20 protein-coding genes and 1 pseudogene are annotated in these 19865 nt (G+C 68.9%); 14 read left to right on the top strand and 7 right to left on the bottom strand.

Annotated elements, in window-relative coordinates:
• Positions 1-17: 17 nt before the first annotated feature.
• Entirely contained in the window at positions 18-416 is a 399-nt protein-coding gene (locus GWI24_RS08335) for a cupin domain-containing protein (protein ID WP_210945246.1), read from the top strand.
• 38 nt (positions 417-454) lie between these two features.
• Here the strand turns inward: GWI24_RS08335 and GWI24_RS08330 are convergent, their stop codons facing one another.
• Positions 455-1099, bottom strand: coding sequence for a LysE family translocator (locus GWI24_RS08330; protein ID WP_210945244.1), 645 nt, complete (start codon positions 1097-1099; stop codon positions 455-457).
• A gap of 635 nt (positions 1100-1734) precedes the next feature.
• On the opposite strand from GWI24_RS08330, the gene GWI24_RS08325 reads away from it, so the two are divergent.
• Positions 1735-2433, top strand: a complete 699-nt coding sequence (locus GWI24_RS08325; RefSeq protein ID WP_308343570.1) for a PDZ domain-containing protein — start codon at positions 1735-1737, stop codon at positions 2431-2433.
• A gap of 71 nt (positions 2434-2504) precedes the next feature.
• On the opposite strand, the gene GWI24_RS08320 is transcribed toward GWI24_RS08325, so the two are convergent.
• Positions 2505-2897, bottom strand: a complete 393-nt coding sequence (locus GWI24_RS08320; RefSeq protein ID WP_210945242.1) for a peptidoglycan-binding protein — start codon at positions 2895-2897, stop codon at positions 2505-2507.
• 203 nt (positions 2898-3100) lie between these two features.
• Here GWI24_RS08320 and GWI24_RS08315 point away from each other — a divergent pair, with 203 nt between their 5' ends.
• On the top strand, positions 3101-3937 hold the full coding sequence (locus GWI24_RS08315) for a peptidoglycan-binding protein (RefSeq protein WP_281789343.1): 837 nt from the start codon (positions 3101-3103) through the stop codon (positions 3935-3937).
• 32 nt (positions 3938-3969) lie between these two features.
• Positions 3970-4872 (top strand): XRE family transcriptional regulator, encoded by a 903-nt coding sequence (locus GWI24_RS08310; protein ID WP_210945240.1) that lies wholly within the window; start codon positions 3970-3972, stop codon positions 4870-4872.
• A gap of 167 nt (positions 4873-5039) precedes the next feature.
• Here GWI24_RS08310 and GWI24_RS46795 read toward each other — a convergent pair whose 3' ends face one another.
• The 3 genes from GWI24_RS46795 to GWI24_RS08295 all read right to left on the bottom strand — a co-directional run bounded on the left by GWI24_RS46795 (position 5040) and on the right by GWI24_RS08295 (position 6448).
• Positions 5040-5228: a CPCC family cysteine-rich protein gene (locus GWI24_RS46795; protein ID WP_210945239.1), complete on the bottom strand. Its 189-nt coding sequence runs from the start codon at positions 5226-5228 to the stop codon at positions 5040-5042.
• A gap of 162 nt (positions 5229-5390) precedes the next feature.
• The gene (locus GWI24_RS08300; RefSeq protein ID WP_210945238.1) at positions 5391-5942 is read right to left on the bottom strand and encodes a hypothetical protein; all 552 of its coding nucleotides are present in this window, start codon (positions 5940-5942) and stop codon (positions 5391-5393) included.
• A 29-nt stretch (positions 5943-5971) separates the two neighbouring features.
• A complete protein-coding gene (locus tag GWI24_RS08295) occupies positions 5972-6448 on the bottom strand; it encodes an ArsI/CadI family heavy metal resistance metalloenzyme (protein ID WP_210945237.1) in 477 nt (158 codons plus the stop codon).
• A gap of 80 nt (positions 6449-6528) precedes the next feature.
• Between GWI24_RS08295 and GWI24_RS08290 the strand changes: the two genes are divergently transcribed.
• The 4 genes from GWI24_RS08290 to GWI24_RS08275 are packed head-to-tail and all read left to right on the top strand — an operon-like array spanning position 6529 to position 8982.
• Entirely contained in the window at positions 6529-6930 is a 402-nt protein-coding gene (locus GWI24_RS08290; RefSeq protein ID WP_044571284.1) for a helix-turn-helix transcriptional regulator, read from the top strand.
• A 14-nt stretch (positions 6931-6944) separates the two neighbouring features.
• On the top strand, positions 6945-8162 hold the full coding sequence (gene arsB, locus GWI24_RS08285) for an ACR3 family arsenite efflux transporter (RefSeq protein ID WP_281789350.1): 1218 nt from the start codon (positions 6945-6947) through the stop codon (positions 8160-8162).
• Positions 8120-8476: an arsenate reductase ArsC gene (locus GWI24_RS08280; RefSeq protein ID WP_281789338.1), complete on the top strand. Its 357-nt coding sequence runs from the start codon at positions 8120-8122 to the stop codon at positions 8474-8476. Before arsB ends, GWI24_RS08280 begins: the two co-directional genes overlap by 43 nt.
• Positions 8473-8982 carry a GNAT family N-acetyltransferase gene (locus tag GWI24_RS08275; RefSeq protein WP_210945235.1) on the top strand — a complete coding sequence of 170 codons (510 nt, stop codon included), beginning with the start codon at positions 8473-8475 and terminating at the stop codon, positions 8980-8982. The genes GWI24_RS08280 and GWI24_RS08275 overlap by 4 nt, the downstream gene beginning before the upstream one ends.
• A 219-nt stretch (positions 8983-9201) precedes the next feature.
• Here GWI24_RS08275 and GWI24_RS08270 read toward each other — a convergent pair whose 3' ends face one another.
• Complete coding sequence (locus GWI24_RS08270; RefSeq protein WP_247616061.1) at positions 9202-10092, bottom strand: DUF5134 domain-containing protein; 891 nt, start codon at positions 10090-10092, stop codon at positions 9202-9204.
• A gap of 144 nt (positions 10093-10236) precedes the next feature.
• Between GWI24_RS08270 and GWI24_RS08265 the strand changes: the two genes are divergently transcribed.
• The 5 genes and pseudogenes from GWI24_RS08265 (at position 10237) to GWI24_RS08245 (ending at position 17245) form a co-directional block, all read left to right on the top strand.
• Positions 10237-10734, top strand: a complete 498-nt coding sequence (locus GWI24_RS08265) for a hypothetical protein (protein ID WP_210945234.1) — start codon at positions 10237-10239, stop codon at positions 10732-10734.
• Between the two features lie 95 nt (positions 10735-10829).
• Positions 10830-12428, top strand: a pseudogene (locus tag GWI24_RS08260) (multicopper oxidase family protein).
• A 90-nt stretch (positions 12429-12518) separates the two neighbouring features.
• Positions 12519-13367 (top strand): serine hydrolase domain-containing protein, encoded by an 849-nt coding sequence (locus GWI24_RS08255; protein WP_308343572.1) that lies wholly within the window; start codon positions 12519-12521, stop codon positions 13365-13367.
• A gap of 1461 nt (positions 13368-14828) precedes the next feature.
• Positions 14829-15944 (top strand): PLP-dependent cysteine synthase family protein, encoded by a 1116-nt coding sequence (locus GWI24_RS08250; protein ID WP_210945233.1) that lies wholly within the window; start codon positions 14829-14831, stop codon positions 15942-15944.
• Positions 15944-17245 carry an MFS transporter gene (locus GWI24_RS08245; RefSeq protein ID WP_210945232.1) on the top strand — a complete coding sequence of 434 codons (1302 nt, stop codon included), beginning with the start codon at positions 15944-15946 and terminating at the stop codon, positions 17243-17245. Before GWI24_RS08250 ends, GWI24_RS08245 begins: the two co-directional genes overlap by 1 nt.
• A gap of 285 nt (positions 17246-17530) precedes the next feature.
• Here the strand turns inward: GWI24_RS08245 and GWI24_RS08240 are convergent, their stop codons facing one another.
• The gene (locus tag GWI24_RS08240; RefSeq protein ID WP_210945231.1) at positions 17531-19174 is read right to left on the bottom strand and encodes a DHA2 family efflux MFS transporter permease subunit; all 1644 of its coding nucleotides are present in this window, start codon (positions 19172-19174) and stop codon (positions 17531-17533) included.
• Between the two features lie 22 nt (positions 19175-19196).
• On the opposite strand from GWI24_RS08240, the gene GWI24_RS08235 reads away from it, so the two are divergent.
• Positions 19197-19862, top strand: a complete 666-nt coding sequence (locus tag GWI24_RS08235) for a TetR/AcrR family transcriptional regulator (protein ID WP_210945230.1) — start codon at positions 19197-19199, stop codon at positions 19860-19862.
• The last annotated feature ends 3 nt before the right edge of the window (positions 19863-19865 follow it).

Here is a 19865-nt window from a genome sequence, read left to right as displayed (position 1 = left end):
CCGGGAGCCAAGCGCGCTTGGCGGCGCTGAGCTCGGCCATCACCGTGCTGCAGTCGGCGAAACCGCCATTCGTGCCGGAGGGGGCGGAGGGAATGACGATCCGCGTCGACTACCCACCCGGCAACCCCGGCCTCCCCCCGCACCGGCACTCGGGCCCCGCCTTCGGCTACATGCTGGAGGGCGAGATGCTCTTCGAGCTGGAAGGCGAGCCGGAGCGAGTGGTCGGGGCGGGGGAGACGTTCTGGGAGCCGGGCGGCGACGTCATCCACTACCAGGACGGGAACAACCGTACGGACGCCTGGAGCCGCTTCATCGTCACCATGTTCTGCGCGCCGGGCCAGCCCATGCTCACCCTGGTCGACGACGAGGAACTGGCCCAGCGCCGGCACCTACGGGCTCCCCGCCCAGGTGCGTGATCCACCACTGCCGCCGGACCCGGACGTCCGACACCGGGTCAGTCGGCGCGGCCGGTCGCCGCCACGGTCACGCCCAGGCCGATCATCGCGAGGCCACCCGCCCCGCCGACCATCGACAGCCGCCGGTCCGAGCGGGCGAACCAGGAACGGGCCGCCGAGGCGCCCAGGCCCCACAGGGTGTCCGTGATCATTCCGATGGTGACCGGGACCAGGCCCAGCACCATCATCTGCAGGGGCAGGTGGCCCGCCGAGTGGTTGACGAACTGCGGTAGCACCGCCGCGAAGAAGACGATGCCCTTCGGGTTCGTGACGCCGACGAAAATCCCGTCCAGGACCGTACGCAGATCACCGCGCTGCGCACGGGCCGGGGCCGCCATGTCCGTCACACGCATGTCCCCGCGGCGCCGGAACGCCTGCACGCCCAGATAGACGAGATACGCCGCCCCTGCCAGCTTCACGCCCGTGAACACCGCCGCCGAGCTCTCCACCAGCGCACCGAGACCCCACGCCACGGCGATCACGAGCAGGTAGCAGCCGACCACATTGCCGAGGACCGTCTCCAGGGCCGTACGACGGCCGTATGCGAGGGCCCGGCCGACCACGAACAGCACACTCGGCCCCGGGATCACGATCACCAGTAGCGACATCGCCGCGAACGCGAGAATGCTCTCCGTGGACACCATATGTCCGTCCCTCCTGGACCGGCTCAGTACGGGAGGCATTCAAACAGAAGCCGGAACGTCCGCTCCAGACCCATCCGCGTCCCTCATTCACCCCGGCGGCGAGTTCGCCGAAAAGGCGGTTCGCCGTGGGCGAGTTGAATTGGCGTTCCAGTTCCGCTCGGGCGATCTGCCTGCGGAACTCTCCTTCGTAGGAAGTGTCACCGGCGTTGTGCATGAGCTCGGTGATCCACGCCGCGTATGCCTGGTAGTTCCGGACATGGCGCAGACAGGTCTCCGAATAGCCGGTGAGCAGGGCCGGATCGTCCTTCTGGATCCGGTCGATGACGGCGCGGGCGAACACCTCGGCGTCGTGGAGAGCGACACCACGACCCCCGGCTCACCCGCCTCACCCTGTCGGTACACGACGACGGCGAGGACCAGGCCCTGCTGGGCGCGGCGGTGTTCGCGACGCAGGGCGCGTAGCCCGTACGTGGTGGCCCGTACGAGTGAACCGAGAACGAGACTCAAGTCGCACTCTGGCCCCGATTGGGGCATTTGGGCCCCTGCAGCCGGGAAGGCTCCTAATGATCCGTAAGTTCCGTCGCGCATGCGGTGTATTCGCCCTGGGCACCGCTTTGCTCGCGGCCGGAGCGGCCGTGCCCGCCACCGCGTTCTCCGCGTCCGCAGCAGCGTCCGCAGCAGCGTCCGCGCCCTCCCAGGCGCGTTCCCTGCCTCCTCAGCAGAACGTCCCCGACCTGGACGCGGGCGGGGAGGAGAAGACGGTCGACTACCCGCCGGACGGGCAGCGGTACAACCAGCCCAGCTCCATCAGCATCCAGGCCCCGCCGTACACCCGCATCACCGGACTGGACCTGCGCTGTACCGGCATGTCGTGCCCGGTCCAGATCGCGCCCGACGGCAGGTCCGCCACGGCCCAGGGATCGGCCAGTACGTGGGACTTTCTCTACCCCTTCACCGTCCACGTCGTCGCCGACATCGATGCCCCGCTGGCCGGGGGGACCTTCACCGGCAGCTTCACCCTGAACGGGGTGACCCAGCCGCTCACCGTGAACATCAAGCCCGGCATCCAGGGCATCATCGCGGGCAACCTCAGGAACACCAGCCCTCCGGGCGGAGGCGTCCGCGTACTCGCGGTCGACCCGGGCAGCAACACCCAGGCCGCGGGACTTCAGCCCGGCGATCTCATCGTGGAAGTCGCGGGCACGCTCACCCCCACCGTGAACGACCTGGACAACGTCCTGCGCGGCAAGCGGTCGGGCGCCACCTACCCCGTGACCGTCAGGCGCGCCGGCGCCCTCGTGACCCTCCAGATCCCGCTCGATCCGGAGCCGTAAGCGCGCTCTGCCGTCAACGCCCCCACGATCCAAGATCGTGGGGGCGTTCGGCCTTCGGTCTCGGAGTCCGCTCAGCTCGGACAGGCAGAGCGCAGCGCGGCCCAGGTGTATGTGCCAACGACGCCGTCGACCGAGAGGCCTCCGTGGCAGATGTTGTTGTACTCCTTCTGGAAGCGGAGAACCGCGTTGTAGGTGATGCTTCCGAAGATGCCGTCCACCTGTCCGGCGCTGAGGAATCCGCGGTGATAGAGCTGGCACTGCACCTCGATCACCCTGTTCCCGGTGTCACCGGATTCGGTGATGGCCGTGCCGCTGTAGTACGTCCTGGAGCAACTGTAGGACTGCACGGCGGCGGAACTCGCCGAGGTGGCGCCGGCAGCCATGGCCGCATCGGCGATGCCGATCGACATGCCGGTCAGGGCGAGCGCCGCGGCCGAGGCAACGACAGCCTTGCGCATGAGCATCGGTCAGTACCTTTCGTCGGGAGAAGTACGCGGGCGACTCCACGGCTTCGGTGACCCGCGGTCGGAATCACTGTTCTTGGGTGGCGTGGCGCTTCACCAGCCGAGATGAACAACCCGAGATGTCCCGGGACCTCCCGGACGGCCACCTGTGATCCCGTCGTGGTCCTGACGTGATCCTGGGAAAGTCCACATCCGCTCACGTGATGTCCGGATCTGGCGCCTGGAAGTGGGACAGCGGTGGCGAAAGCGCTCCACGATCAGCCGGATGGGAGGAGACTCTGGGCGGGCTGCGAAGGGGGAGCGTAGTGAGATGGCGAGCACTGCCCCCGTCACTCGACTCGAACGGGCGGCGGTTCGTAGGACAACTGCGCCTGTTGAAGGACCGCAGCGGCCTCAGCTTGGTTTCCCTCCAGGCGAAGACTCCCTTCAGCGGTTCGTCGTGGGAGCGCTACCTCAATGGCAAAGTCCTGCCTCCCGAGGCGGCTGTCGAAGCCATGGCCAGGATCGCCGGCGAGGATGCCGCACCTTTACTCGAGTTGCGGGACGCCGCCGAAAGGACCTGGAACAGAGCCTCGGCCGCCGACTCCACGGCCGGAAGCGATACGGCGCAGAGTGCGCCGGAATCCGAGGTGCCACGGATACGAGTCGTGGCGTTGTCCGTGGCCGCGGGTGCGCTCCTGCTTTCCGCGGTCGTTTCCGTAATGCTGGTCATGGACGCCGGGCACCCGAAGGCCGGGAGCGAACAAGGAGTCACCGCCAAGGTCGGGAAGTACACCTGCACGTACACCCGGCGTGACGACCTGGTATTCGCCGGGAACAGCACGGCCATGTCCCATCGGGTCATGCTCAACAGCACGGGCCCCGACGCGGCCGAGGTGCAGTGTCTTCTTCTGCGCCACAAGCTGTCCCCGGGGGACATCGACGGATACTTCGGGCCGCATACGGAAGCGCAGGTCAAGCGGCTGCAACGGCAGGACCATGTCCCCGCCGATGGCGTGGTGGGGGAGCAGACGTGGGCGCTTCTGCGCCACGTGGAGTGAATACCCGGTCGTGACAAGGAAGGGCTCGGCGCGTGGAGAACTCGCGGAGGACGTCCCGCTGGCGCGAACTGCCCCTGACCCTGCCCGCCGAATGCGCGAAGTTGGTCACCGATCTGCGGGAGCTGAAGGCCCGCAGCGGCCTGAACTTGGCCGAGTTGGCGGAAGCGACAGCCGTCAGCAAGTCGTCCTGGGAGCGGTATCTCAACGGGAAGCAGTTCCCACCACGCCACGCTGTCGCGGCCCTGTGCCAGGTGGTGGGGGAGACCGACTCCGGAATCCTGGCCCGGTGGGCCCTGGCGGATGCGGCCTGGAGCCGTCGCGAGCACGGTATCGCGGCCGGCCACGTCCGCTCGTCCCCCACCACTGAGCATGCCGCTGCGGTCAGGCCCGACGACCCGGCACCGCGCCGGCCCCCCGGTCCGTTGCACCGAGCGCTCCTGGCGGCCTCCGTCCTCATCACCAGACGGCCTCGAACCGCGACGGCCGGCGTCGTGCTCGCATGTGCGGCGATGATCACGCCGGCCGCCATCTACCACATGTCGCACGCCGCCACCCGTGCGTCGCGCGCGCGCCCGCCCGTCTGCCGGCTGGGGTCCTGCGAGGGCCGCAACCCTCGCACCACGGCCTGCGAGGACCCCATCACCGTGGCATCGCACACGGCCGATGACGGCACCCGACTCGAAATACGCCTCAGCCCGAGCTGCCAGGCGGGCTGGATCCGTACCCGGCCCACGCACAAAGGCTTCCGCATCGAGATCACCGGACCGGGAGGACACCGCCAGAGCGCCGTGGTGACCACCTTGCCGTCGGACCAGGGCCCGGTCACCACGGCCATGATCTCCGCGGCTCATCCCGCACGCCTTCGTGCCTGCTACTACCCGTCCGCCCATCAACCCGGCAGGGAATGCTTCGACGGCGCCGATGCCCCGACGTGAGGGGGTGCGGCGGCATTGCCCACAACCGTCGCTCGGGGCCCGGACCCCTGGACCCGCCCCTTGCGGTACTCGCCGGGAGAGATCCCATAGGTCTTCTTGAAGACCCTGCCGAACACCGCGTCATCCTCTGCGACACCGTCTGGCGACGTTGATGTGGGCCGGTGATGTCACACCGAAGGGCGCTCGTGCGGCAGAGGATCGCGTACGAACTGAGTACGCCGCTCGTCACAGGCTCCCATGGCATGGAAGTTCCGTCGCGCCTCGGTGAGGCTCAGCCCGCGGTTAGGGCCACCTCGAACTTCATCAGCATCGTGATCGTCGGCCTTCCCACGGACGTGAACGAATGGATTGGCCACGACGGCATCTTGCCTTGCTGCGCCGCCGACCGCGACACCATGGATGCGAACTACGGGTGCGCCCGCGCGACGTCACCAGCTCAGCGAGTAGTCGGACGGCGCGCGGAGGGGCGGGACCCAGCGAGTTGGGTCCCGCCGTTCTGCGTCATCGTGGTGGGTGGCTCACTCGGGGTCTTTGATGTCGTCGTCGGGCAGGAGTTCCTGCGTGGGGGGCGGGTCGATGGTGGTGGTGGGGTTGGTGCAGCCGGGGACGCTGCCTTCGGGGGCGCAGTTGTCCGGGGTGTTGTCGATGACCTTGGTGTTGGTGAGCGTGACCTGACCGCCCGACTGGTTGTCGATGCCACCGCCGGCGGTGATCGCCGTGTTACGCGTGACCAGGCTGTCGACCAATGTGGCGGTTGCGGTGCCTGCGGTGGTGGAGAGGTTCGAGAGGCCCGCGCCTCTCACGGCGATGTTGTCCCTGAGGGTGGTCGACTTCAGGTTCAGGGTGGAGGCGTTCACGTTGCGGATGCCGCCACCGAAGTTGCTGCTGACGCCTCCGCTGACCATGAGCGACTTCAGGGTGAGCGTGCCACCGGACACCACGTGGAAGATCCGGAAGCTTTCCGTGGCGTCCGGGTCGCGTCGGATCGTGGAGCCGTTGCCGGAGATGGTCACGTCCCCAGTGATCTCCGGGAGCCCATCGTCCGGGTTGTCCGGAGTGGTCACGGCCATGAGGGGGCGCCCGCCTCCGTGGTTTGCGGTCAGCCTCGGTGCCCGCTGCCCGTGGCGACCTCGGGGGCCTCCGTCGGGGCAGGCTCGCTTGCGCAGCATGTGTCGGCGGTGTCGAGTGCCGCGCTCTTGCCCATCTGATCGGCGTCGCCCTTGACGGCGTAGACCTCCCAGGGCTCCTTGCCGGGGCCGTGGACCCAGACCTTGTCCTGGAGGGCGTAGCAGCAGGAGGTGTCGTTCTCCTCGAAGGTGGCGAGCCCCGCGTCCTTGAGGCGGTCGGTGGCGGCGGTGACCTGGTCGGTGGAGGTGACCTCGACGCCGAGGTGGTCCAGCCGGGTCTCCTGCCCGGCTTCGCCTTCGATCAGGACGAGCTTCAGCGGCGGCTCGATGATCGCGAAGTTGGCGTATCCGGGGCGGCGCTTGGCGGGCTCGACGCCGAAGAGCTTGGAGTAGAACGCCACCGAAGCGTTGAGGTCGGGCACGTTCAGGGCGAGCTGCACGCGAGACATGACAGGGCCTCCCATCCGGTTGTATCGATATTCCTCGATGCAACATTGCGCCTTGGATCGAAAAACGTCAAGATAGAAGAATGTCGAAACAAGAGCTTGCGGTGCTCGGCCAGGACGGCGTCGACGGCTGCTGCCCAGGACTGCTGACCGCTCCCTTGGACGAGGCGCAGTCCGTTGAGCTGGCGAAGGTGTTCAAGGCGCTGGGCGATCCGATCCGACTGCGGCTGCTGTCGATGATCGCGTCCCGGGCCGGGGGCGAGGTGTGCGTCTGTGACCTCACGCCCGCCTTCGACCTGTCGCAGCCGACGATCTCCCATCACCTGAAGCTGCTGCGGCAGGCCGGGCTGATCGACTGCGAGCGCCGTGGGACCTGGGTCTACTACTGGCTGCTGCCGGAGATGACCGACCGGCTCGCCGGGATCCTCACCCGCCCCGCAGGGCAGCCTCTGCCCGAGCCCGCTGGAACGGCGGGGGACGCCTGATGGCCGCCGACCCCATGACGGCGTCCTCGACAGCTCCGGTCGCCGCGCGCCTGTCGTTCGTGGATCGCTTCCTCGCGGTGTGGATCCTGCTGGCGATGGCGGCCGGCCTCGGCCTGGGGCGGCTCGTTCCCGGCCTGGGCGACGCCCTGGCGAAGGTGACCGTCACCGGCGTCTCCCTGCCCATCGCGCTGGGGCTGCTGGTGATGATGTATCCGGTGCTGGCCAAGGTCCGCTATGACCGCCTCGACACGGTCACCCGGGACCGGCGCCTGCTGGTCCCCTCGCTCGTGCTGAACTGGGTCCTGGGCCCGGCGGTCATGTTCGCGCTCGCCTGGCTCTTCCTGCCGGACCTGCCGGAGTACCGGACGGGCCTGATCATCGTCGGCCTGGCCCGCTGTATCGCCATGGTCATCATCTGGAACGACCTGGCCTGCGGCGACCGCGAAGCGGCCGCCGTCCTCGTCGCTCTGAACTCTGTCTTCCAGGTGATCGCCTTCTCCGCGCTCGGCTGGTTCTACCTCACCGTGCTGCCGGGCCGGCTCGGTCTGGAACAGACCGGTCTCGATATCAGCGTGTGGGAGATCGCCCGCAGCGTGCTGATCTTCCTCGGTATCCCCCTGGTGGCGGGCTTCCTCACCCGGCGCCTCGGCGAGAGGGCCAAGGGCCGTGCCTGGTACGAGACGAAGCTCATCCCGCGCATCGGCCCGTTCGCCCTGTACGGGCTGCTGTTCACGATCGTCGTCCTGTTCGCACTCCAAGGCGACGCGATCACCTCACAACCGATGGACGTGGCGCGGATCGCGCTGCCGCTGCTGGTCTACTTCGCCCTGATGTGGGCCGGGTCCATGGCGCTGGGCAAGGCCGTGGGACTGGACTATCCGCGCTCCACGACATTGGCGTTCACCGCCGCGGGCAACAACTTCGAACTCGCCATCGCCGTCGCCATCGCGACCTTCGGCGCCTCCTCCGGGCAGGCGCTGGCCGGAGTCGTCGGCCCGCTCATCGAGGTCCCCGTGCTGATCGGCCTCGTCTACGTGGCCCTGGCCGCCCGCCGCCACTTCCCTCAGCCCCACCGCCAAGACCGCCGAGCATGCGTCTGCCCAGGAAGGTTCCGCCCGTGTCTGACCCCCAGAACCCCGGGAAGCCGTCCGTGCTGTTCGTCTGCGTCCACAACGCGGGCCGCTCCCAGATGGCCGCCGCCTTCCTCACCCACCTCGCGGGCGACCGCATAGAAGTCCGCTCCGCCGGTTCGGCACCCGCCGAGCACGTCAACCCCGCCGTGGTGGAAGCCATGGCGGAAGTCGGCATCGACATCGCGGCGGAGAGCCCGAAGGTGCTGACCGCCGAAGCCGTACAAGCCTCGGACGTGGTCATCACCATGGGCTGCGGCGACGCCTGCCCGTACTTCCCCGGCAAGACCTACCTGGACTGGAAGCTCGATGATCCGGCCGGGCGGGGTCTTGCGGCGGTGCGGCCGATCCGTGACGCGATCCGGGCCCGCGTTCACGGCCTCGTCAGTGAACTCACCGCTGGAGGCCGCGGGTGACCCTGCACGCCGAGACGGTCCGCATCACCGCCCTGACGGCCGAGCACGCCGATGAGGTCCTGGCGATCTACCAGCTCGGCATCGATGAAGGGAACGCCACCTTCGAGACCAGTGCACCCCGCTGGGAAGCCTTCAACACCGCCAAACTCCCGGACCACCGACACGTGGCGGTGGACCACGACGGGCGCGTGCTCGGATGGGTCGCCGCCACGAAGGTGTCCGACCGCTGCGCGTACGCGGGTGTTGTCGAGCACTCCGTCTACGTCCACCCCGCCGCGCGCGGCCGAGGGGTCGGTCTCACTCTTCTGGACGCGCTGATCGCCACCACGGAAGCGGCAGGCATCTGGACCATCCAATCCGGCATCTTTCCCGAGAACACCGCCAGCCTCAGCCTGCACCAGCGCAGGGGCTTCCGTGTCATCGGCACCCGCGAACGCATCGGCCGCCACCATGGCGTATGGCGTGACGTCGTCCTCATCGAGCGTCGGAGTCCGCGGATTTCCTGACCTGAAACCAGAAGGAGGCCCCAGGGTCATTGACGGGCTGTGGTTGGCGCCGGCCGACCAGAGCATCCCGGTCGCCGCCGGCTGTGAGCACTCGCCCCCCGGTCCGGAGAGTACGTGTTCGGGCGACTGCTCCACTCAGGTGGACGAGTCATGGCATTGAGGACGGCCGTCGGCGGTGCCGCACGAGCTCGGCGAGGCCCGTCACGCTCGGCGAGCCCGTCACACCACCATCATGAGCAGCATCGCGGACATGGTTCCGCCCATACCGATATGAGCGGCCAGTGCGGCGTCCGGCGCCGTGCCGAGCCTGCGTCGGCGTCCGTGGCTTCCCCGCTCCACCGTCCGGGCCTTGTCCCACACCGCGACGGTCAGCGATACCACGAAGACCACCACCGTGTCCGGCATGGCGAGCAGCCAACGTCCCCATGTGCGGCCTCGGCCGCCGTCGCGGGCGGCGGAGAGATGCTTCCCGTTGGTCCCCCGGAGCCGGGCCCAGACAGACGCGCCGATGGACAACAGGAAGTACACCGCGAGCGCCGCGGCCACGTAACGCCAGAAGGAGCCCGAGGACGACGCGGCGGTGGCATCGGCCGCGGTGGTCATGCCCGGCGTGTTCATCCCGTGCATCCCTCCCGTGCCCTGCATCCCCTCCATCCCGTCCATCCCGTCCATGCCTTCCATGCCTTGTGTCGAGTCCATCCCGGGCATGTTCTCCATGCCCGGCATCCCGGCCATGGATGAGCCGCCGAGCGCGAGTACCGGCCCGGAGGGCGTGCTCGTCATGGCGAGGGTCATGATCACCATGCCTGCGCTGCCGACGATGAGGTGTACCCATTGGCGGCCGTGGCCCCAGCCGCTCGCACGCGTGTGCTTGGCGGCCATCACCACACCGCCGAGTGCCAGGAGGGCGAAAGCCATGGCCCACCACATGCCGTAATCGGCGTACCAGGCCGCGGTCGCGGGCAGGGCCATGGCGGCCATGCACGTGCCCATGACCACATCGCCTCCCGCGGCGAAGCGGGCGTCTCCCCTGGTAGTCACCATGCGGATCAGGCTGACGGCGGCCACCAGCGCGGCGACCGCCGCTACGGACCAGCTCAGAGTCTCCATCGTTGCCTTCCCTCGTCGTCTGGGTGCGCCCTCGGTGCGTTGTGCGGCATCGGCTACTGAGACCCTTAGTACGTAGGAAATTAGGAGAGCGTTCAGTGTTACCCCCACCGGGTATATTGGCGGAGTCGCTCACCGAGAGCAGGGATGGAAGCCATGACCACAGCCGGGGCCGGACGGGGCCGTGCCCGTGGTGGCGCCGGACGCTGGATGTGGGTCGCGGTCGTCGCACTGCTCGCCGCGTTCGCCGTGCTCCTCCACCACGAGACGAATGCGGCCGTCTCGCCCTCGGTGCGTGCCACCGACATGAGCGGGATGGCGCAAATGGTCCATGCGCCCTCGGCGGCGATGTCGGGCCACGGGGGGATGTCGGCGCACGGGGGGATGTCGGCGCACGGGGGTGGGCACGACGACACCGCACGGGCTTCCGCCCCGGCCGCGCACGGTGACGATGGACCCTGTTCCGGCATGGGCGTGCAGCACTGCTCGGCCGCCGGTATCGACGTCGTCAAACACATGCCGCCGAGCGAGCCCTGGGTCGGCCGCGAGGGCGATGTGCACGCCATCCCGGCCGGTCGCCCTGTTCCCGGCACCGTGAGTCGGGGGCCGCCCGACCTTTCCGTGCTCTCTCGATTGCTTCTGTAGGCCGCCCCCACGGCGTCTTCGCGTCCGCGTATGCGATCAGCCGTGCCCGCGTGCGACCGAACACACGGCATATCGAGAAGAGGAACACCGTCATCGTGAACAGCGTCAACCGCCGCTCTGTCCTGCTGGCCGGGCTCGGCGCCGCGGGTGCGGGCGCGCTCGCCGCCTGCAGCGGCTCCAGCGGCGACACCGACCGCACCACCGCCCTGGTCAAGCCGTCCGACCCGGCCGTGGCCGCCGCGGAGAAGTAGCGCACGAGTACCGGCAAGGTGCGCAAGCTGACCCTGACCGCCGCGCCCGCCATGCTGGAGCTCGGCGGCGGCGTCATGGCCAAGAGCTGGGCCTTCGGCGGGCAGGCCCCCGGCAAGGAGCTGCGGGTGTCGGTCGGTGACACCGTGGCCGCCGAACTCTCCAACCAGCTGCCGGACAAGACGGCCACGTCCATCCATTGGCACGGTCTCGCCCTGCGCAATGACATGGACGGCGTTCCCCCGGCCACGCAGACCGCGGTACGGGCCGGATCCACCTTCACCTACCGCTTCATCGCCGACACCCCCGGCACCTACTTCTTCCACCCGCACGTCGGGGTCCAGCTCGACCGCGGGCTGTACGCGCCGCTGATCGTCGAGGATCCGAAGGAGCCACTGTCCTACGACGACGAGTGGGTGGTCGTCCTGGACGACTGGGTCGACGGTGTCACCGGCACACCCGACGAGGTCTTCGCCGAGCTGCGGCAGGGCATGGGCGGGATGGACATGGGCGGCCACGATATGAGTGGTATGGGCGGCATGGACATGAGCGGAGACAAGGGCGGGGCGAGCGCCTCACCGTCTTCTTCCGGCGACGGCATGTCGATGAAGTTCATGCTGATGGGCGCCGACAGCGAACTGCTCGGCGGTGACGCGGGCGACGTGAAGTACGCGTACCACCTGATCAACGGCCGTGTCCCGGCCGACCCGGATGTCTACACCGGCAAGCCCGGCAGGCGGGTCCGGCTACGGATCATCAACGCCGGTGGCGACACCGCCTACCGCGTCGCGCTCGGTGGCCACAGGATGACCATCACCCACACCGACGGCTTCCCTGTCGAGCACCAGCGGACCGATGCCCTGCTGATCGGCATGGGTGAGCGCTACGACGTGCTGGTCACACTCGCGGATGGCGTCTTCCCTCTCGTCGCGCTCGCCGAGGGGAAGAACGCCACCGGTCTGGCCCTGGTCCGTACCGGTTCGGGCCGGGCACCGAAAGCCACCGTCCGCCCCAAGGAACTGGACGGCACGATCGTGACGGCCTCGAAGCTCCGTGCGGCGGACGACGTCGGGTTGTCGCCGAAGAAGGCGGACCGAGCGCTCCGCGTGGAGCTGACCGGCGGCATGACGAAGTACAACTGGGCCATCAACGGCAAGGCGTTCGACATGAGCGATCCGACGGCCGCCCCGCTCATGGTCGAGGAAGGGCAACGGGTCCGGCTGGACTTCGTCAACCGCACGGGCATGTGGCACCCGATGCATCTGCACGGCCACACCTACCAACTCGGCAGCTCCGGGCCCCGCAAGGACACCGCGATCGTGCTGCCGAAGAAGAAGCTGTCCGTGGTCTTCGACGCCGACAACCCCGGCCAGTGGATGCTGCACTGCCACAACGCCTACCACGGCGAGGCCGGGATGATGGCGCTGGTGGCCTATCGAGCCTGATCGCCCCAGGGCTCCCGTCACCTGGTGGGCTCCACCAGATGACGGGAGCCTCGGGGCCTCACCGCGCCTCCGAGATATACCCCGGGTGCGCTGGCACTGGACGAGCCGATCGCCGGGTATTGGAGCGCGTATGGGGCCCGGGGCAAGGACCGGACCACTCTCCGCCATGTGCTCACGCACCGGGCGGGCCAGCCGCGTTTCGCTCCCGAAGCGGCAGGCTTCGACCTGCTGGATGACGGCGGGCTGCGGGAAAGCCTGGCGCGAGCGGCGCCGGAGTACCCTCCCGGGACCTCGCTCGGGGAACACGCGTTGACCTACGGTCACTTGGTCGACGGCATCCTGCGGGCGAGCGCCGGTGCGACGCTGGGGGAGATGTTCAACGATGTGGTACGGCCCGCGCTGGGGCTCGACGCGTGGTTCGGAGTGCCGGATGAGGCCCTGGACCGTGTCGCCGACCTGGAATACGCGGACCCGAACTGGCCACGGCAGCTCCACGCCGCACCGTGGCTGCGGACCCCGGTCGGGGTGCTGGACGTGGAGCGGGTCAACTCCCGGGCCTGGCGGCAGGCCGTCTTCGGGGCGGTCAACCTGCACACGACCGCGACCGCCATGGCTGAGTTCTTCTCCCGGCTCACCAGCGAGGACGGGCCGGTACGCGAACTGCTGGGGCCCCGGTTGCACACTGAGCTCCTCGCCTCCCAAGTCACCGGCTACGACGAGGTCTTCGGTACCGAGATCACCTGGACGCTGGGTTTCGTACGTGACAAGGGGAAGATCGCCAAGGGTGGGATCGGCGGCTCGGCTGCCTGGTGGTCCCTCCGGCACGGCCATGCCTGCGCTTACCTGACGCGCCGATTGGACGACCATTCCCGGGCCGCCGAAATCGCCGCGGCGCTGGGTGACGACCTGACCGTGGTGGGCGAAGACGCAGGTGCCTGAGTTCCGTCCGGTGCGCCCGCTGACCGATCAGGGGCCACGTCTCGCCGCGTGGCGTCCGGTGCGCATCCAGTCGCTGTCCTCGTGCACGTTCGCTGCTCGTGCTTTCCGCCCCGGGAGTTGCGGGCCTGAGTCGCACAAGGCCCATTCCGCGTGCCATGCGGGAACTTGGCGCGAAGTTTCAGGTCTTTCTCGAGTGCTTCCGCTTCAGTGCTAGTGTCACGGCATGGTTACGGCCTGGTTTCCCTCCGTTATGACGTGGTGCCGCCCGTCGCGGCGGGCGCTGCGTGTGCTGTGGGTGGCGGCGGCCCTGCTCGGGCTGGTGTACGCGCATGGCGTGAGCGCGGAAGGCGTAGCCAGGCATCTCGCATTTGGTGCGGCAGATCAGGGCGCGACCGTGAGCCAGGGCGACACCGGGGCAGCGTCCGCCGTCGCTGAGAAGATGTCCGACGGCGGGTCCGAGTCACGGAACGATCCCCACAACGGCAACCATGACTCCTCTCATCCGGCGCATGAGTGTCTGGTGGGTCAGCCGCAGTACGGCTCCGTATGGGTGGCCCCTTGCCCGGCGATGCTCGGCCGGGCGTCGGCTCCTCCGGCCGGGCCATCGGGGATGACCGGCCTGGTCCGGTCGGCTTCGGGCGGGTGCCCGTTGACAGACACCGCTGCCTGCGTGGTTCTGCGGATTTAGGCGTACCCCGTACCGTCGGCCGGTCGGCGTATGCCCGCCATACGCCCGGCCCGGCTCGGTGCTGCCGGTTCGCGGTGCCCCTGATCTCCCGGATCCGCTGGTTCAGCACGCTGGTTCGGGGACGTTCGGGGCGCTGAACCCTGCCCTGTCGGTCTCTGTCCACCGCCCATCCCCGCTCCGCATCGGGGGCGGTGGCCCATGCGGAGGAACTGTTGCCGTTTCATCTTCATGCCCGCCCTGCCCTCTTACCCGGGTCTCCTTGGTATCGCTGCCTCATCGCCGTTGTGTTGTGCGGGTTGCTGCTGGCCGTTCTGGACTGTGCCGGTCCACATAAGGAGTCAGGCCATCGGAGCGCTCCGGTGCCGATCGCGTCCGGGGGGTCCGTACAGGCGGCATCGCCCGTGGACTCGGATACCGAGGCAGTACCCAACGCGGAGTCCTGCGTTCCACGCGGCCTTGCCGGTCTCTCCGTGCCGAGGCCACCGGCGCCCTCGCGTGAGCTGGTACCGACTGTCGGCGTAGCTCCGGCATTCGCCATGGCGGCCATCCGCGCCGTGGCACGCCCTGGGCGAGAGAGAAGCAGCCCAGCACTGGCCGGGAGTTCCAGGCTGTCCGTCGTCTGCCGGTGGCGCATTTAGGCCGTGCCCGCCACCGCCGTCATGCCGGCGTACCTGAACGAGCGGCCCCGGATCCGGGAAGCGCGCTACGGGGTCTCGCCGGGACGAGATCAGACGACCCGACACCTTTTCACGCTCTGAAAAGAAAGCGGAAAGATGCACTCCTCGACCACCACTGACACCGGTCCGCTGACCGCCAGGTCCGCCCTTTCCCGGTTGGTCGGCAACACCCCGCTCCTGCGAGTGTCCGAGCCCCTCGTCCCGGCGGGACGTGGCTTCTGGGCCAAGCTGGAAGGCTTCAACCCCGGCGGCATCAAGGACCGCCCCGGGCTGCACATGGTGCAACGGGCCCGGGCCCGCGGTGACCTGCGGCCCGGCGGCCGGATCATCGAGTCCACCAGCGGGACCCTGGGACTGGGACTCGCCCTGGCGGGCATGGTCTACCACCACCCGGTCACCCTGGTCACCGATCCGGGGCTGGAGCTGTCCATGACCCGGTTGCTGACCGCGTTCGGCGCCCAGGTCAATGTCGTCTCCGAGCCCCACCCGACCGGTGGCTGGCAGCAGGCCCGCCGTGACCGCGTCCAGCGACTGCGGGACCAGCACCCGGGCTCATGGTGCCCGGACCAGTACAACAACCCCGACAACGTCGCCGCGTACACCCCGCTCGCGCTTGAGCTGGCCCGCGAACTCGGCCATATCGATGTGCTGGTGTGCAGCGTCGGCACCGGCGGACACTCTGCCGGCGTCTCCCGGGTCCTGCGACAGCTCTACCCCGAGTTGACGGTCGTCGGAGTGGATACCGTCGGATCGACGATCTTCGGTCAACCCGCCAGGCCCCGCCTGATGCGGGGGCTGGGATCCAGCATCTACCCCCGCAACGTCGCCTACGACCAGTTCTCGGAAGTGCACTGGGTGGCCCCCGCGGAGGCCGTGTGGACCTGCCGCCAACTGGCCTCGTCCCACTACGCCACCGGCGGATGGAGCGTCGGAGCGGTCGCCCTGGTGGCGGGCTGGCTCGTCCGGACCATGCCCGCGGAGGCCCGGATCGTGGCGATCTTCCCCGATGGACCGCAGCGCTACCTGGGAACGGTCTACGACGACGACTACTGCGCCGCCCATGGGCTGCTCGGCTCACCCCCCGCACCCGAACCAGACCTGATCGGCCGCCTGGACGAAAAGGAAGTACACCGCTGGACCCGGTGCACCACCGTGGCCGACCCCCTCACCCTCCAGGACGCCACCGAGGATCCCGACGAGGAGGTGGCGTAGTGAAGTCGCTGTTCACACAGGTGCGTTCCTACGAGCGTAGTGTCCAGCTGTTGATGGTGAACCAGTTCACCATCAACCTGGGTTTCTACATGCTCATGCCTTACCTGGCCGCCCACCTGTCCGGCACTCTGGGACTGGCCGGCTGGCTCGTCGGACTCATTCTGGGAGTGCGCAACTTCAGCCAGCAGGGCATGTTCCTGGTCGGTGGCACGCTGGCGGACCGGCTCGGCTACAAGCCGCTGATCATCGCCGGATGCGTTCTGCGCACCGTCGGATTCGCCGCTCTGGGCCTCGTGGACTCCCTGCCCGCGCTACTGGCCGCCTCGGCGGCCACGGGGCTGGCCGGCGCCCTGTTCAACCCCGCGGTACGGGCGTACCTCGCAGCGGACGCGGGAGAGCGCCGGGTGGAGGCGTTCGCCCTGTTCAACATCTTCTACCAGGCGGGAATCCTGCTCGGCCCGCTGGTGGGCATGGTGCTGACCGGCATCGGCTTCCGCGTCACCTGCATGGTCGCGGCAGCGGTCTTCGCCGTGCTCAGCGTCGTACAGATCCGCGCGCTGCCGCCCCGGAGGGGCGACAACACCAAGGAGAGCCAGGACACAGGGCGCGAGAGCGTGCTGTCGCAGTGGCGAGAGGTGGTGGCCAACCGGCCCTTCCTGCTCTTCTCGGCCGCCATGATCGGCTCGTATGTCCTGTCGTTCCAGGTCTATCTGGCCCTGCCGCTCGAAGTGCGCCGCCTCGGCGGCGAGGGTGAGTCCGGGACGGCGGCGGTGGCATTGCTGTTCGCCGTCTCGGGACTGAGCACCATCCTCGGACAGACGAAGGTCACCGCCTGGTGCAAGGCCCGGATGGAGCCGGGGCGGGCGCTGACCTGGGGGCTGCTCTCGATGGGGGTGGCGTTCGTACCACTGCTGCTCGCGACCGCGGCTCCAGTACCGGGCGGCGGCGTGGGCCGCTGGCTGCTCGCGGCCGCCCCGCCCGCGCTCTCGGCATTGCTGCTCGCGCTGGGGACGATGATCGCCTACCCGTTCGAGATGGACACCATCGTCCGGCTCTCGGGGAACCGGCTCGTGGCCACCCACTACGGGCTGTACAACACCATCTGCGGCGTCGGCATCACCCTGGGCAACCTGCTCACCGGTGCGGCGCTGGACGCTGCCCGGGCGGCGGGGATGTCCGCGCTGCCGTGGCTCGCGCTGCTGGCACTGGGCCTGGCCTGTGCCGTGGCTCTGTACGGGTTGCACCGCACCGGCCGCCTCGCGGCCGTGCGGGCGCCTGAGGCACAGCCCGCGTCCGCCTGACGGACCATATGCGGGAACGGAGCGGCGGACGGGTATACAGCCCCGTTCGCCGCTCCTCACCCGCGTCCGAGGCACGGCCATTCGCGGATCGCCGCCTGACCGGATGAGGCCGACAGCCGTTTGACGTTCCGTTGGAAGAAGGCGGCCAGGTTGCCGAGTGTCATGGAGGCGGCGGCGTGTCATGGAGGCGGCGGCGAGAATGGCGAGCGGAGAGGCCGAGGGGGCATCCGTGCCGGAGAGTGCCAGTGCTCCGAGCCGGTACAGGGCCGCAAGGGCGCTCCCACGTCAGGAGTCATGGTCGGCGGGCGGGCGGCCCTTGCCGGCGGCGGAACGGCCGCCGGTGAGGAGAACCATCGCTGCCACCGCCCCAGCGACCACCACGACCACACCGCCCACCAGTGCGTTGATCATTCCGGCGTGAAAGGCGTCGCGGGTCGCGTCGGCGAGCCGTGCGCCGGACCGGCCGCCGAGTTCCCGGGCCGCGTGCAAGGCCACGGCGAGCGAGTCGCGGGCGCTGTCGGGGACCGGGCCGGGCATCTCGCGGGTGGCGTGGGCGGTACGGGAGCGGTAGGTGGTGTTGAAGACGCTACCGAGGATCGCGATGCCCAGGACGCCGCCGAGTTCGCGGGTCACATCGTTCAGGGCGGAGGCGACACCCTGCTTGGCAGGTGGCAGTGGAGCGAGGATGGCGTCGGTGGCCGGGGTGGCGGCGAGGGCGATTCCGGCGCCGAGGAGCGCGGTACTGGCGAGAACGGGCCAGTAGTTCGTGCCGTCGACGAATGGCACCATCACGCCGAGCCCGCCCGCGATCATCGCCATCCCCAGGCCCATGACCGCGCGAATGCCGTACCGGTGAGCGAGGGGAGGCGCGGCAGGGGAGACGACGATCGCGGCGACGGCCATCGGGATCATGGTGAGTCCGGCTTTGAACGGCGAGTAGCCGAGGATCTGCTGGAGGTACTGCAGGAGAAGGAAGAAGAATCCGAACATGGCAAGGGTTTCGGCCGTGATGATCAGAGAGCCCGCTGAAACGCCGCGCAGACGGAACACTCGGGGATCCAACAGCGGGTTCTCGCACCGGAGTTCCCAGGTGATGAACGCGGCGACTCCCGCGGCGCCCAGCCCGAAGCCCGCGAGGACGGCAGTGTCGGTCCAGCCGCGTTCGGGGCCTTCGACGGTCCCGTAGACGAGCGCCCCGATACCCGCCACCGACAGGAGCGAGCCGATGGCATCCAGCGGGGCGGATTCCGGGTCCTTCGACGGGGGAGTCAGGACGGCCGCGGCCAGGAGAGCCAGGGCGGCCAGAAGGGCGTTCGCCGCGAACACCGAGCGCCAGGAGAAGGCTTCGAGGAGCCCGCCTGCCAGGAGCACGCCGAGCAGCGCGGAGCCGAAGCTGATCCCCGACCATGTGCCGACCGCGCGGCCGCGCTCCTCCGGAGGGAAGACGTGGGTGATGACGGCCAAGGTCATCGGCATGACCAGCGCGGCGCCCACCCCGGCCACTCCGCGCAGTGTGATGATGATGTTCACGTCATCGACGAAGACCGCCCCGGCTGATGCGAGGCCGAACAGGGTCAACCCGGAGAGCAGGACTCTCTTGCGGCCGTAGCGGTCACCGAGCGCTCCGCCTGTGAGCAGCAGCCCCGCGAAGGCGACACCATAAGCGTTCATGATCCATTGGAGCTCGGCTTCGGTGGCGCGGAGATCGCGTGCGAGGTCGGGGGCGGCCACCAGCAGTGCGGCGAGCATGCCGACCACTACCGCAAGGGCCAGGCACATCACTGCCAGCACTGCCGTTCGGCGCCGCGCGGATGGCACCGCCTCGGCCGACGGCGGGGTCTGGGTCGACTTCATCGGCATCACACCTTGATCAAATAAGCGTTTTAAGCGAGCGTTTGAATTGAAGCAGGGGTTCCTTGCCTGAATCAAGCGTTCGTTTTAATTTGGGTCCGTGCCAAGAACCCCCGCGCCCTCGCGCGCCGCCACCAAGACCCGCATCCTCGACGCCGCGGAGGAGCTTTTCGGCGAGCACGGCTTCGCTGCCACCTCACTGCGCAACGTGACCGACGCGGCAGGCGTCAACATCGCCGCGGTCAACTATCACTTCGGCTCGAAGGAGGGCCTGCTGCGCGCGGTCGCACAACGCGCGATGGCCGCGACCAATGCCGAACGTGAACGGCTGCTCGAGGAGTTGACCGCCACGGACGACGAGCCGGCGGTACATGACTTGGTACGCGTCTTCGTCACCACCGGAGCTGATGTCGTAGGGCGGCACGGCCACCGCGGCAGGCATGTCGCCCGCGTCCTCGGCAGAGTCGTATGTGAGCCGGACCCCCGGATCCGTCGCCTGTTCGCGGCGGAGGTCGGCCCGGTGGAGGGGCGATTCCTCCGGGCGTTGACAACGGCGCTCCCTGACCTCCCGCCGTCCGAGGTCGCGTTTCGATATCGGGCGATGGTGGGGCTGCTCGCCCTCCATCAATCCGGGACCCTCGTCGATCTCCACCCCGGTGAACCGACTCATGTCCCCGACTCGGAGGCGCGGGCCACTGAGCAGCTTGTCACCCTGCTCACCGCCACCTTCACGGCTCCTGCTTCCGACGCCGCATCGCCGAGTTGATGA

Origin of the sequence: Streptomyces sp. MK37H, from assembly GCF_018035285.1 — a bacterium.
GTDB lineage: Bacteria > Actinomycetota > Actinomycetes > Streptomycetales > Streptomycetaceae > Streptomyces > Streptomyces endocoffeicus.
The sequence above is the reverse complement of the archived record's forward strand: the minus strand, read 5'-3'. Positions and strand labels throughout refer to the sequence as shown.

Bases quoted from the DNA above. Each gene is read 5' to 3' on its own strand.
- GWI24_RS08330 (WP_210945244.1), bottom strand. From the start codon at position 1,099: ATGGTGTCCACGGAGAGCATTCTCGCGTTCGCGGCGATGTCGCTACTG.
- GWI24_RS08290 (WP_044571284.1), top strand. From the start codon at position 6,529: ATGTCGAAACAAGAGCTTGCGGTGCTCGGCCAGGACGGCGTCGACGGC.
- GWI24_RS08250 (WP_210945233.1), top strand. From the start codon at position 14,829: ATGCACTCCTCGACCACCACTGACACCGGTCCGCTGACCGCCAGGTCC.
- GWI24_RS08320 (WP_210945242.1), bottom strand. From the start codon at position 2,897: ATGCTCATGCGCAAGGCTGTCGTTGCCTCGGCCGCGGCGCTCGCCCTG.
- GWI24_RS08300 (WP_210945238.1), bottom strand. From the start codon at position 5,942: ATGGCCGTGACCACTCCGGACAACCCGGACGATGGGCTCCCGGAGATC.
- GWI24_RS08315 (WP_281789343.1), top strand. From the start codon at position 3,101: ATGTCCGGATCTGGCGCCTGGAAGTGGGACAGCGGTGGCGAAAGCGCT.
- GWI24_RS08270 (WP_247616061.1), bottom strand. From the start codon at position 10,092: ATGGAGACTCTGAGCTGGTCCGTAGCGGCGGTCGCCGCGCTGGTGGCC.
- GWI24_RS08295 (WP_210945237.1), bottom strand. From the start codon at position 6,448: ATGTCTCGCGTGCAGCTCGCCCTGAACGTGCCCGACCTCAACGCTTCG.
- GWI24_RS08280 (WP_281789338.1), top strand. From the start codon at position 8,120: ATGGCCGCCGCCTTCCTCACCCACCTCGCGGGCGACCGCATAGAAGTC.
- arsB (WP_281789350.1), top strand. From the start codon at position 6,945: ATGACGGCGTCCTCGACAGCTCCGGTCGCCGCGCGCCTGTCGTTCGTG.
- GWI24_RS08265 (WP_210945234.1), top strand. From the start codon at position 10,237: ATGGAAGCCATGACCACAGCCGGGGCCGGACGGGGCCGTGCCCGTGGT.